Annotated in this window: 11 protein-coding genes and 1 pseudogene; all 12 read left to right on the forward strand. The window is 40.5% G+C overall.

From position 1 onward, the window contains the following. Positions 1-471: 471 nt before the first annotated feature. The 12 genes and pseudogenes from H6G74_RS04300 (at position 472) to H6G74_RS04355 (ending at position 12,688) form a co-directional block, all read left to right on the forward strand. On the forward strand, positions 472-999 hold the full coding sequence (locus H6G74_RS04300; protein ID WP_190966498.1) for a TOBE domain-containing protein: 528 nt from the start codon (positions 472-474) through the stop codon (positions 997-999). 528 nt (positions 1,000-1,527) lie between these two features. Beyond that, on the forward strand, positions 1,528-2,502 hold the full coding sequence (locus tag H6G74_RS04305) for a CAAD domain-containing protein (protein WP_190966499.1): 975 nt from the start codon (positions 1,528-1,530) through the stop codon (positions 2,500-2,502). 118 nt (positions 2,503-2,620) lie between these two features. Further along, positions 2,621-3,004 (forward strand): annotated as a pseudogene (locus tag H6G74_RS04310) (cytochrome c oxidase subunit II transmembrane domain-containing protein); the annotation flags it as partial. 124 nt (positions 3,005-3,128) lie between these two features. Further along, complete coding sequence (locus H6G74_RS04315) at positions 3,129-4,547, forward strand: cytochrome ubiquinol oxidase subunit I (RefSeq protein WP_190966501.1); 1,419 nt, start codon at positions 3,129-3,131, stop codon at positions 4,545-4,547. A 21-nt stretch (positions 4,548-4,568) separates the two neighbouring features. Further along, a complete protein-coding gene (cydB, locus tag H6G74_RS04320) occupies positions 4,569-5,582 on the forward strand; it encodes a cytochrome d ubiquinol oxidase subunit II (RefSeq protein ID WP_190966502.1) in 1,014 nt (337 codons plus the stop codon). Between the two features lie 105 nt (positions 5,583-5,687). After that, positions 5,688-6,515, forward strand: coding sequence for a nitrogenase iron protein (gene nifH / locus H6G74_RS04325; RefSeq protein WP_190966503.1), 828 nt, complete (start codon positions 5,688-5,690; stop codon positions 6,513-6,515). Positions 6,516-6,584: 69 nt separating this feature from the next. Continuing rightward, entirely contained in the window at positions 6,585-6,938 is a 354-nt protein-coding gene (locus tag H6G74_RS04330) for a hypothetical protein (protein ID WP_190966504.1), read from the forward strand. 395 nt (positions 6,939-7,333) lie between these two features. Beyond that, on the forward strand, positions 7,334-8,464 hold the full coding sequence (locus H6G74_RS04335; RefSeq protein ID WP_190966505.1) for a substrate-binding domain-containing protein: 1,131 nt from the start codon (positions 7,334-7,336) through the stop codon (positions 8,462-8,464). A 27-nt stretch (positions 8,465-8,491) separates the two neighbouring features. Next, a complete protein-coding gene (gene nifV, locus H6G74_RS04340) occupies positions 8,492-9,610 on the forward strand; it encodes a homocitrate synthase (protein WP_190966506.1) in 1,119 nt (372 codons plus the stop codon). A 217-nt stretch (positions 9,611-9,827) separates the two neighbouring features. Beyond that, on the forward strand, positions 9,828-10,709 hold the full coding sequence (locus H6G74_RS04345) for a substrate-binding domain-containing protein (RefSeq protein ID WP_190966507.1): 882 nt from the start codon (positions 9,828-9,830) through the stop codon (positions 10,707-10,709). A gap of 129 nt (positions 10,710-10,838) precedes the next feature. Further along, entirely contained in the window at positions 10,839-11,537 is a 699-nt protein-coding gene (locus H6G74_RS04350) for an ABC transporter permease (RefSeq protein ID WP_190966508.1), read from the forward strand. Next, positions 11,534-12,688, forward strand: coding sequence for an ABC transporter ATP-binding protein (locus tag H6G74_RS04355; RefSeq protein WP_190966509.1), 1,155 nt, complete (start codon positions 11,534-11,536; stop codon positions 12,686-12,688). The genes H6G74_RS04350 and H6G74_RS04355 overlap by 4 nt, the downstream gene beginning before the upstream one ends. Positions 12,689-12,735: the final 47 nt, after the last annotated feature.

Genomic DNA, 12,735 nt, shown 5'->3' on the forward strand with positions numbered 1-12,735 from the left:
CTTGTTGCTGCTTTTTTATCCTTTAATGCAAGCATAGCATACATTTTGCTAATTTACTTGCTATTTAGATTTTTCTGCAAAAAATTGGAGATTTTGTAAAAATGCTTACCAAAATTCTTGTTTTAGCAAGTTAAATTAACATTATGCTAAAATAATTGCTAGAGAAATATGCTGCGATCGCAAATACTCATTTCTACAATGCGAGTTCTCTATCCTATCAAGTCTTATCCACAGAGATTGTATGTTGAGAATGCGTTTCAGGGTTTAGGGGTGTCAAGATTTTTGCTATCTTGCAAACCCTTGATTTTTTGTATTACTGCGTAAGTTCTCAAATTACAAAGTTAATCATGATGTTAGTTGAATGTTATGTAATGTTTTCTAGTCATCTGATGTACAAATTTATCTGCGGTTAATTTAACTTTTCTTATTTTTAAGGACTATTCAAAATCAAAAAACCCTCGGAAACAATATATGCCAAGAAAAGACCAAGGTTGGATCACATTTCAAGCTTCTCAGGAAGAACTAGAACTGTTAGAGGAATTATGTAGAAAATCTCAAAGTACCAAAACAGAAATCTTACGAGAATTAGTTAGAGGGTTGAACAATTATTACCCCAACTTAAAGCAATCAAAATCAATTAGAAAGCAACCCAGAAAATATACTCATAACTCCTTTGGTAAAAATCTGGAGTTAAATTCTAATAATATTGTTAAAGGAGTAATTACAAAAATAGTTAGGACAGAATTAAATACTGAAGTAATTTTCAAAGTATCTAATACATTACAGTTAATATCAGTAATTACTAATGCGTCCGCAGATGAATTAGGTTTAGACGAAGGAATAGAAGCTTATGCGGTGATTAACTCTAATAATATTGTCATTACTAAAACAGAATCCATTAATGGGGGTAAATTGGAAGTGAATACAATGCTTGTGCGAGAAAACAGTAAGCAAGCAGCAGTATTAGAAACAAGTCATCCACAAATAATTAATCGATAGATTTCGTGAGCCTTTAAATGAATCTTTGAAAATTTATAAATCGGTTTATTTCTCATGTTACTTTAGTGGAAACATGGGAAATTTATTTGTTTAATCAAAAGAAAATATTTATAAATTTATTTTTGTCAACTGTTATTCTAGTTACTATTGCGTTGAATCAGAAATACTAATATTTAATTAGTTAAAGCATGAAGAATTATTTCTTGATTTCTCCTTCTAAAATATTTTGAATATCCATACTAAGGATTGTAATAATCTAAATGTTTTGCTTTAGAAACAATCCATAATTAACATTGAATATCTAGTTTTTAATTATTTTTGTTGTAATGTGGCTACAAATTTAGTCATGATTCAGGCAATCTTTCTCATCTTTTGTTGATTGCTGGTTGAAGTTTATCTCCATTTTGAATTTTAGTTACTGATATCTTGCACTGATATAGGTCAGTGAAGAACAGCGATTTTGTTATCAGATGTAGTGCGATCGCACCTATTTTACCAATTTGCAAATCAGCAAAGGAGAATAAAGGAATGCCACTAAAACTATTAAAGTGCGACGAATCAATTCCTGAAAGAGAAAAGCACGTATACATCAAAGAAAAAGGCGAAGACACCACCCAATTTCTCCCCCTATCCAACATCGAAACCATCCCCGGTTCACTCTCAGAACGTGGATGTAGCTACTGCGGAGCCAAACTCGTCATCGGTGGCGTACTCAAAGACACCATCCAAATGATTCACGGCCCCATCGGTTGCGCCTACGACACCTGGCACACCAAACGCTACCCCAGCGACAACGGTAACTTTCAACTCAATTCTCCTTTGATGCAACTTGCTGCTTTCGATGTTCGTGATGAGCAAATACAAGACGCAGAATTAAACTTACCCCGTGTATTTGAGCAGCAAAATAACATCCCTATCGATATCCAAATAACCGACGAAATCTTAGTTAAAGAAGTAACAATCATGGAAATATCTAATGAACCAAGTCATGGTGTCACAGACTTGTCTAATACCGAATACTTGAATTTAAATTTCACCCACAAAAATGGGAGAGTTATGGAAAGTAATCTAGAACAATTGAAATTTGTTGATATTACCTCTAGCGAAGTCATCACTGAAGCTCAAATTTTACCAGTTGAGGCTCAAGCATTGCCAACTAATCAACAAAAGTCACCAAAATGGTTACAAATTCTCCGAGAATATTGGGGGTTTTTAAGAAAAATTCCTCAATTATTTGGTAAGTTTTATCATGAAGTTAAACGCATAGTTGCTGGTATTGCTTTAACTATTGGGCTGTTGTTTACAGTCAAGTTACTCTTGGTTTTACTGTATACAATAAATGACATTCCCTTTATCAATTTAACTTTTGAGTTTGTGGGAATTGTTTATGTTGTCTGGTTTGTATTGCGATATCTTCTGAAAGCTAATTCCCGCCGAGAATTAGCGACAAAAATTAAACAGGTTCAGCAAGAAGTTGTTTATGGAAAAGATTTAGAAGTGTGAAGTCTTAAGTGTGAAATTAAGAGACTTAATGTCTTACATCTAACCCCTTTCCTTATTGGGAAGGGATGTAATATTTGCAGTACAAATTTATCTGTGTAGCTTGCAAAAAGATGCTGCTATGAACATCAGAAATATCTTGAGTTTGAGTGCGATCGCGCTGACATCAACTGTTGTTAGTCTGGGAATAGGACGAATAGCATATTATTGGCTACCTACTCAAGCCACAGCAGAATCACGCCTCATTGATGATGTAATTAGTTTCTTAATTAGCATCGGCTCATTTATCTTTCTCGGAGTTATCGGAGTCCTGATTTATTCATTAGTTTTGCATCGAGCCGACAACTTTGATATTACTGATGGTTCTCCGATTGATGGAAATATCACCCTCGAAATTATCTGGACAGCAATTCCTATCTTCTTAGTGTTTTGGATTGCAGGTTATAGCTATCAAATCTATGAAGGTATGGGTATTCAAGGAAAAGAGACTTTTACACAATCCCATATCCTCACAGATGAACAAGTAACAGAAAATACCACCCAAAATCAAGATGCAGCAACAAATAAGCATGATGTGTGAACAGTGAACTTAACTAAATAAATCAGAACTCAAGATTGGAGAACACACGATGAATTTATTCTCAGATACGGTGATGCTGTCGCGTCTTCAATTTGCAGTCACCAGCATCTTTCACATGTTTTGGCCTATCCTCACCATTGGGATGTCTTGGTATTTATTTGTTGTCGAGATTTTATGGCTAAAAACCAAAAATCCTACTTTTTATTACCATGCACGTTTTTGGTCAAAACTCTACATTCTCAATTTTGGCTTAGGTGTGGCTTCTGGTGTGGCGATTGAATTTGAATTTGGTGCAAACTGGGCTCCATTTTCTCTAGCTGTGGGTGATTTTTTAGGCAGTATTTTAGGCTTTGAAGGTACGATGGCCTTTATGCTAGAAGCTGCTTTTTTGGGGATTATGATTTATGGCTGGAATAAAATACCACCATTGATGCACCTATTCGCAACTTTATGTGTAGCTGTTGGTGCTAGTCTCTCATCTTTTTGGATTATTGTTGCTAACTCTTGGATGCAAACACCAGCAGGCGGAGAAATGGTGAATGGTAAATTTCTGGTTCACAGTTATCTAGAGGCCATCTTTAACCCCGCAGCTTTGAATAGTTGGTTTCACATGATCTTGGCGATTCTCGAAACCGCTTTGTTTGTGATTGGTGGGATTAGTGCTTGGTATATCCTCAACAAGCGTTATGAGGAGTTTTTTAGCAAGTCTTTCAAGATTGCGATCGCCTTAGCTATTCTCGTCACACCCCTACAAATTGTCATTGGTCACTTCAGTGGTGAGGAAGTATACCACAACCAACCCAGTAAATTAGCTGCGATCGAGGCTTTATGGGACACTGTACCCGCAGGCGAAGCAGCACCTTGGAATGTTTTAGTTGCACCTAACGATAAAGAGAACAAGAATAATTGGTCACTCAGTGTTCCTAATGGTTTAGGTATGGTTTTGGAAATGAAGCCCACACTTTCTGAACCTGTACTGGGTTTAAATGAGTGGAAGCCAGAAGACCGACCCCATGCAATTTCTTTGATATTCTATACCTTCCGCATCATGGTAGGTATTGCCTTCTTTTTCCTGGGTTTGATGGGTGTCAGCGTCGTCCAATGGTTGCGCGGTAAGCTGAGTGCAGAAAATATTACCACACAAACTTGGTTAATGCGGGCGTGGATATTGGCTGCACCTTTGGGTTATGTCGCCGTGGAATCTGGTTGGATGGTACGAGAAGTTGGTAGACAACCTTGGATTGTGTACGGACAAATTCGCACAGCCGATGCTGTTTCTAATGTCCCAGCCAGCAACGTCTTAGTTTCACTCCTGGGTTACACCAGTATTTATCTGTTGTTGTTCGCCTGCGCCTTATACTTTGGTCGTCGGATAGTTCTCCAAGGGCCGAATTTCGCACTACCCTTACCCAATCAAGATGCACAGCACAGCGACATAGGACAAATCACCGAAAGCGTACACAACTAATACCAACTAATCACAACTCTCATGGAATCCGTAAGCACCACTCTACCATTGCTCTGGTTTGGCCTTGTTGCCCTGTTCCTCACCTTATACCTAATTACCGATGGCTTTGATTTAGGCGTAGGAATTTTGACGCTAACTGCTGCTAACGAAGCACGACGGGGGATCATTATCAACACCCTCAGCACCGTTTGGGATGCTAATGAAACTTGGCTAGTGTGTACAGGGGGTTTATTGTATGGAGCATTCCCCCTGGCTTACGCTACTATCGTTAATGCCCTCTACATTCCAATTACCATGATGGTAGTTGGGTTTATCTTCCGCGCCGTCGCTTTTGAATTTCGGGAACATTCCCTAGACAAAACCTTTTGGAATATCGGTTTTGGTGGCGGTAGTTTGTTAGTAGCTTTTTCCCAAGGATTAGTATTAGGCGGCGTAATTGCGGGAATTAAAGTTGATGCAGCCGGAAACTTTATTGGTGGGACTTGGGATTGGTTGAATTTACCATCAATATTAATAGCAATAACAGTTGTTCAAGGCTATGTATTGATTGGTTCAACTTACCTGATTGCAAAAACAGAAGGTGAACTCAAACGATATCACTACATCACAGCCAAATTTAGTGCCATCACCACATACTTGGGTGCATTAGTGCTGACAATTGCGACACCAATGTTTTACGAACGAGTCAAAGAAAGGCTATTTCACCAACCAGAAGTAGTGATATTTGCAGCTATTCCTGTCTTAGCGACCGTTGCAGCCGGACTACTGATGAATAGTATCAACCGCCGTCAAGAAATCAAGCCCTTTATCTGGACAATTGTACTTTTCTTGATCACTATTCTGGCCTTGGCTTTCGTCGTATTTCCCTACATTATTCCCTTTCAAATCACCATCTATCAGGCTTCTTCCTCCCTGAGTTCTCAAGCCTTCATGATTGCTTTCATCGGCTTTTTTGTCCCGATTCTACTGTTCTACAATATCTATCTTTACCGAGTGTTTAAAGGTAAGGTTGTTAGCCCTCATTATGGGGAGTAGAAACGCGGAGGGACGCTAAGGTAAGCGCAGAGGTACGCAGAGTTATCTTAACCTTTGCGCCTTTGCGCCTTTGCGTGAGGTAAATTCTTTCTATTGGTGAACGTTATGCGGAAGATTGCTATTTACGGTAAAGGGGGCATTGGTAAATCTACAACTACCCAAAATATGGTAGCTGGTTTAGTGGAAATAGAGCGTAAGGTGATGGTGGTTGGATGCGACTCCAAGGCTGATTCTACCCGGCTGTTGTTAGGAGGATTACACCCCAAGATTGTTTTAGATACCTTACGTCAAGAATCAGACGATTTGCATTTAGAAGATTTCTGCAAAGAAGGCTGGGGTAAGACCTTTTGTGTGGAATCTGGCGGACCTGAACCTGGGGTGGGATGTACAGGTAGGGGTGTAATTACATCCATTGGCTTGTTAGAACAACTGGGTGCTTACGATGAAAAACTCCAACTTGACTACACTTTTTATGATGGTTTGGGTAGTGTGGTGTGCGGTGGCTTTGTAATGCCGATGCGGGAAAGAAAGGCGCAGGAAGTTTATATCGTTACTTCTGGCGAAATTATGTCTATGTACACCACTAACAACATTTGTCGAGGGATTCACAAATATGCAGTCATTGGCGGTGTGCGGCTGGGGGGTTTAATTTGCAACTCTCGCAATATTGAGCAAGAAGATGATTTAGTTCAGGCTTTTGCAGAACAATTAGGAACTCAAATGATTGCCTTTATTCCCAGAGACAACATCGTACAGCAAGCGGAATTTTATAGTCAGACGGTGATTGAGTATGCACCTGATTGCGAACAAGCACAGCATTATCGTCATCTAGCTAAAGCAATTGACCAAAACACCAATTCTGTCATTCCCAAACCTTTGTCTGATGAACAGCTAGAAGAACTGTTGCTCAATTCGGGAGTTTTGAGCGTCTAAATATTCCCCCTACACCCTTACACCCCTAAACCCTCACACCCACATAATTCTAAATCACGGAGCATTTTGATGATGCTGACAGAAGAAACCTTAGTTGAGAAATTTACTACCGTAGTTAAAGAACGCCGTCCTGAACTCAATACTTTACTTAAATACTGTCATGTCGAGCTTGTCAACTCCTACTGGGGTAAACCCGAAAAACTTCTACAGTATTTTGTAATTTACGCTCCTCATCAACTGTTGGCTTCAGTAAGTGCTTACAAAGAAACTTTTAGAAGTGTCGCTGAGGATCTGGGAATAGCCAATGCGATTTGTATGAACGCTACACGCATTATCCGCGATCGCTGTTCCAAATTAAAACAAAAAGACCCCATTCTCTGGTTAGAACTCCAACTGTTGGTATCACAGCATTTAGAACAGTAGAAATTATAGATGAGTTTTTGTCCCCTAAACCCTTACACCCCTATACCCCTACACCCCTTTTCTTAAAAGTATAAAAGTCACAAATTTCTGTAACTGCATATACATTACTGATAGAAAATACAGGTATAAAAAGTTTTTTCTTTAGCAATTATTTTGGCGAAATGTATGTTAAACTTGCGTTAAGGGGGGACAAAACCAAACCTGTAAATCAACTCGCAACCAATTCAACTGACAATTTACTGTGAACATAGCAATCCAGCAAGTAATGGAATATGTATGCAGTCATCTAAACTCAATCATAGGTCTTCTCAAAGATATAGTAGAAGGCTGTGCTATTACCTCAGCAGATTAAATTTGCTCGTGGTAGCTTCTTGTCACGGAGTAAATAAAGTCTCATGAAGCTAGATATCAATATCTGCAACAACATCAAGTCTATCAGAACCCGTTTAGGCATGAGCCAGCAAGATTTGGCTAATATAGCTGGCGTAACCCGTCAGACAATTAGTGGCGTGGAATCTGGGCAATATGCTCCTTCTGTCGCCATTACTCTACGTTTAGCTAAAGCACTTGGTTGTCAAGTCGAAAACTTATTCTGGTTAGAAGATGATTTACCCGAAGTTGAAGCAGTTCTGGCTAAACCAGTCCCCACTGGACAACAACTGAGGGTTAGTCTAGCAAAAGTTGGAGGTCAATGGATAGCTTATCCTCTCGTGGGCAAAGAAGCTTTTCGGATGGAAATGATTCCTGCTGACGGTAAAGCAGAGAGTCAGACACATACGAATAAAGTCCAAGTGCGGCTGCTTGATGATGTAGACAAACTGCAAAATACGGTTGTTATCGCTGGTTGTACGCCGGTGATTTCCTTCTTAGCAAGAGCGACTGAACGCTGGCATCCCCAGCTACGGGTTCATTATCATTTTGCCAACAGTATGGCTGCTTTGCGTAGTTTGAACCGGGGTGAAGTCCACATTGCAGGGATGCACTTGTATGATCCGCAAACAGGGGAGCATAATATTCCCTTTGCACGGGAAGCGTTAGATGGTAGAAGTGCAGTTTTAATCACTCTCGGCATTTGGGAAGAAGGGCTAGTAGTTGCGCCAGGGAATCCGATGGAAATCAAATCTTTGTCTGACTTGGTGGAACTAGAAGCCAAAATCATTAACCGTGAACCGGGTTCTGGTAGTCGGATGCTTTTAGAACGCAAACTAAAAGAAGAACAGGTATCATCCAATACAATTAAAGGATATGAGCATATTGTTCATAGCCATCAAGATGTGGCTTTATCTATCGCCGCAGGAATCGCCGATGCAGGAGTAAGTACAGCTTCCGTGGCGGCGGCTTTTGGTCTGGGATTTATCCCCTTGCATCAAGCGCGATATGACTTAGTGATTCTCAAGGAATACTTGGAAGAATCACCAGTACAGCAATTCTTAAGTATCTTGGGACATCGCCTAGTGCAATCACAATTAGAGGTGCTTGGTGGTTATGACATTAGAGATATTGGGGAAGTTGTCGCAACTATTTAGAGTTAAACCATTGGTTATCTATTTACTATGAACAAGCAGGCTATTCACATTAACGATACAACCTTGCGAGATGGGGAACAGGCGGCGGGCATAGCTTTTAATGTTGAGGAAAAAATTGCGATCGCCTCTCTACTCGATTCTATAGGTGTTCATGAGTTGGAAGTTGGCATTCCCGCAATGGGACATGAAGAAGCTGAATCAATTCAAAGGATTGCCAATCTAGGATTAAATGCCAAACTACTTGGCTGGAATCGGGCTAACTTGTCGGATATCCAAGCATCTATCAATTGTGGTTTGGATAGAGTTCATGTTTCTGTTCCCGTCTCCGATATTCAGATAGCCGCTAAATTCAAAGGACAACGACAGTTAGTCTTAGATAAACTACGGGATGCAATTAATTTTGCGTGCGATCGCGGTTTATCTGTCTCCGTTGGTGGCGAAGATTCTTCGAGAGCCGATGAATCCTTTCTATTAGAAGTTGCCCAATCTGCCCAAGAATGGGGCGCGTTTCGGTTTCGCTTCTGTGATACTGTAGGAGTTCTCGACCCCACAACCACCTACAAAAAAGTTAGCTATCTAGTATCGCACCTATCAATTGTCATCGAAATGCACACACATGACGACTTTGGTATGGCCTTGGCGAACACCTTAGCCGGTGTGAAAGCTGGGGCGATATCCGTTAATACCACCGTCAATGGTATAGGTGAACGGGCGGGGAATGCACCTTTAGAAGAAGTGGTGATGGGACTCAAATATCTCTACGATATACCCACAGGTATTGATACCAAAAGACTCGTAGAAGTATCAAAATTAGTCTCCAAAGCGACTAACTTTCCCGTTCTTCCTTGGAAAGCGATCGTCGGTGAAAATACCTTTGCACACGAATCAGGAATTCATGCTCATGGCGTACTGCAAAACCCCATCACCTATGAACCATTCGCACCAGAAGATGTAGGTTGGGAACGACGATTAGTCGTAGGTAAACATTCCGGTCGCCATCTCCTACTCAGCGTCCTGCAACAACATGGTATTACCCTCGGTCAAGCCGAAATTCAATCAGTATTAGATGCAGTACGTCATCAATCAGTCAAAACTAAACGCAGCCTCACCGTTGAAGAACTACTAAGCTTAGTTCCTCAAAGCTAAAAACCTGGAGAAGTAGAAGCAAAATTATAGCCTTTCCTGTCTGCGGAGGTACAAATTTATCTGCGTTTATCTGCGTTCATCTGCGTTCCATACTTGCTGAGTTAGTAAAAAGACTCAGATTTTTATAAAAAATATTCAAAACATATTTAATTTACCAACTATAAAAATCAACCAAAATTATCGTTTGGTTTAATCTGTGTAAATCCTGAGAGGTTATATGGTTCAAAGAAGATTTGTCATTGCAGCTTTAGCTTCTTGTTTAGCAATTGTAACTGCTAACACTAGTAACTTGTTAACACCACAAGCCAACGCTCAATCTGCAAGAAATCGTAATGTCATTGTCGCCATGACAACTAGCATCGAAGATAGCGGATTGCTTGATGATTTAGTTCCAGCATTTGAGAAAAAAACAGGCTATCGACTCAAAAAAGTTGCCGTAGGAACTGGACAAGCTTTAGCTTTAGCAGAAAAAGGCGAAGTTGACGCACTATTCGTCAATTCACCCAAAGCCGAACGCAAAGTTTTACAAGGTGGTGCAGTGACTAACCGCCGTTTAGTTATGCACAACGATTTTGTAATTGTAGGGCCAGGTAATCCTGATAAAGCCAAGATTCGAGGTAGTAAAAACGCTGTGCAAGCGTTTAATGCAATTGCCAAAAATCAAGCATTATTTGTATCAAGAGGTGATGATTCAGGTACGAATAAATTAGAAAAAGATTTATGGCAGCAAGCAAATATTAATCCTGCTGGTAGTTGGTATCAACAAACAGGTTCAGGAATGGCAAAAACTTTACAAGTCGCTAATCAAAAACTGGGGTATACCTTGGCAGATAGGGCAACTTATATATTTCAGAAAAAAAATCTTACTTCTTTACAAGTATTGGTAGAAGGAGACAGAAAATTATTAAATCTCTACCATGTAATGCAAGTAAATCCGCAAAAATTCCCCAAAGTTAATAGTGCGGGAGCTAAAGCTTTTATTGATTTTGTTCTATCTCCTGAAGGACAGAGAATAATTGCTGCTCACGGTAAGCAAGAATTTGGACAGCCATTGTTTTTTGTTGATGGGGGTAAGAGTGAAAAGGACTATGGTTTTTAGTCTTTTTAAAAGCTCACGCATTCGCCCTTGGCGTTCCGCTTGCGGTAGGCGCAAAGGCACAAAGGTAGAAAGAAAGAGTGGTTTTGGGTGACTGCACATTTCAGTATTTTTTCGATTTTTAAGAGACTTGTGGATACAATCATTGATGGAGCAAATAAGGCTCTAGAGTTATTAATTAGTGGCGATCGCAATGTTATCGAAGTAATGACGATGACATTGCTAGTCTCTGGAGTGGCGACAACTATTAGTGTGTTGTTGGGTGTACCTTTGGGGTTGTGGTTGGCTTTAGAAGATTTCATTGGGAAACCTGTATTAAACAGTGTCGTTAACTTCGGGATGGGATTACCGCCTGTGGTGGTTGGTTTGGTGGTGAGTCTATTTTTGTGGCGTTCTGGCCCTTTGGGTGATTTGGATTTAATGTACACACCCACAGCCATGATTATCGCTCAAACTATTATTGCTTTCCCGATAGTTGCAGGGTTTAGTTTTGCAGCCATTCTTAGTATTAATCCGAAACTACGTTGGCAATTATTATCAATGGGGGCGACACCTTGGCAAGCTCATTGGTTATTAATTAAGGAAGCAAAACTTGGCTTAATAGCTGCTATTATTGCGGGTTTTGGTCGCGTCATTTCGGAAGTTGGGGCTTCGATGATGGTGGGGGGAAATATCAAAGGACAGACGAGAGTTTTAACTACAGCTATTGTCACAGAAGTAGAAAAAGGTAACTTTGATGTAGCGATGGCGATCGCTTACATTCTCCTGTTCATCACCTACAGCATTGTTGTGTCGCTGACTATCTTGCAGCACGATAAGAAGATGTTATGAGTAAATTGCATAAGTTAAGGTCATTTATCAATTTAGAATCCCCTCCTATAAAACCACAGGAAAATCTGGGGGAAGTCAATCAATATATCCTGAATATGCGTCAGGTGAAGGTTGATAGTAAAAACCGCAAAAATATCCTATCAATTGATAATTTCGCCGTCCGTCCAGGGGAACTAGTCGCCGTAGTTGGCCCTAACGGTGCGGGTAAAAGCACTCTGTTAAGAACCATCAATATGTTGCAATCCTACCGTGGGGAAATGCAATTGTTTGGACAGGATGCTAGTCAAGTTAATCAAACAGTCTTGCGTCGTCGTTCTGCATTGGTGTTTCAAGAAACATTACTCTTAGATGACACTGTATTTAATAATGTTGCTAGAGTCTTACAGTTTCGCGGTGTACCAAAGCATCAAATCAAACACAGGGTATATACTGCCCTGGAAACATTTGGCTCTGAACATTTAGCACATCGACAAGCCCGCGCACTGTCTGGTGGCGAAGGTAAGCGGGTGTGTATTGCCTGTGGGTTAGTAGCTGATCCAGAATTGCTGTTATTAGATGAGCCTTCCGCTTACTTAGATGTAGCAATTCGTCCGCAAATCATCGAGAAAATTCGCCAATGGGCGGAAGCTAGAGGGGCGGCGGTGATATTAGTCAGCCATAACTTTACAGATATCTTGAACTTTGCCGATCGCGCGATCGCATTATTTGACGGTGGAATTATCCAAGACGATAAGTTAGAAATGCTCATCCGTCGCCCAGCTAACCAACAACTCGCCAGACTTGTCGGTATGGATAACGTCATCCCTTGTCAAATAGAAGCAGAACACCGTGGTTATTTGATTAAGTTAGCTAACACTATGGAGTTTTCCTATTATGGCGAAATTAACGCACCCATCACAGCCTGTTGTCTATCCGGCGATGCTTTCCGTATTGATGATCTCAGTTCCACAATTCCACTACAACCAGGTGCAGTCTCCATTCAAGGCAGGGTGGAACGGATTGTGCGCGGTGTCGGAACTTATACCATCAAGGTGAAGGTGGGAGAGCAAACTTTAACGGCTAGAGTTCCTCGGAATGATGTGTCAGAGAATGTTTACCATCACAGTTTAATAAAACTCGCATTCCATCCCAGAGACGCGCATTTTGTTTAAGGGTGTGAACTTGGGGTTATTAAAATCCCCCCTGCTCCCTGCCCCCT

It is taken from the genome of Nostoc spongiaeforme FACHB-130 (assembly GCF_014698475.1).
Taxonomy (GTDB): domain Bacteria; phylum Cyanobacteriota; class Cyanobacteriia; order Cyanobacteriales; family Nostocaceae; genus Nostoc_B; species Nostoc_B spongiaeforme.

Excerpts from the sequence above, each read along its gene's own strand:
- H6G74_RS04300 (WP_190966498.1), top strand. The coding sequence starts at position 472 with ATGCCAAGAAAAGACCAAGGTTGGATCACATTTCAAGCTTCTCAGGAA.
- H6G74_RS04305 (WP_190966499.1), top strand. The coding sequence starts at position 1,528 with ATGCCACTAAAACTATTAAAGTGCGACGAATCAATTCCTGAAAGAGAA.
- H6G74_RS04315 (WP_190966501.1), top strand. The coding sequence starts at position 3,129 with ATGAATTTATTCTCAGATACGGTGATGCTGTCGCGTCTTCAATTTGCA.
- cydB (WP_190966502.1), top strand. The coding sequence starts at position 4,569 with ATGGAATCCGTAAGCACCACTCTACCATTGCTCTGGTTTGGCCTTGTT.
- nifH (WP_190966503.1), top strand. The coding sequence starts at position 5,688 with ATGCGGAAGATTGCTATTTACGGTAAAGGGGGCATTGGTAAATCTACA.
- H6G74_RS04330 (WP_190966504.1), top strand. The coding sequence starts at position 6,585 with ATGATGCTGACAGAAGAAACCTTAGTTGAGAAATTTACTACCGTAGTT.
- H6G74_RS04335 (WP_190966505.1), top strand. The coding sequence starts at position 7,334 with ATGAAGCTAGATATCAATATCTGCAACAACATCAAGTCTATCAGAACC.
- nifV (WP_190966506.1), top strand. The coding sequence starts at position 8,492 with ATGAACAAGCAGGCTATTCACATTAACGATACAACCTTGCGAGATGGG.
- H6G74_RS04345 (WP_190966507.1), top strand. The coding sequence starts at position 9,828 with ATGGTTCAAAGAAGATTTGTCATTGCAGCTTTAGCTTCTTGTTTAGCA.
- H6G74_RS04355 (WP_190966509.1), top strand. The coding sequence starts at position 11,534 with ATGAGTAAATTGCATAAGTTAAGGTCATTTATCAATTTAGAATCCCCT.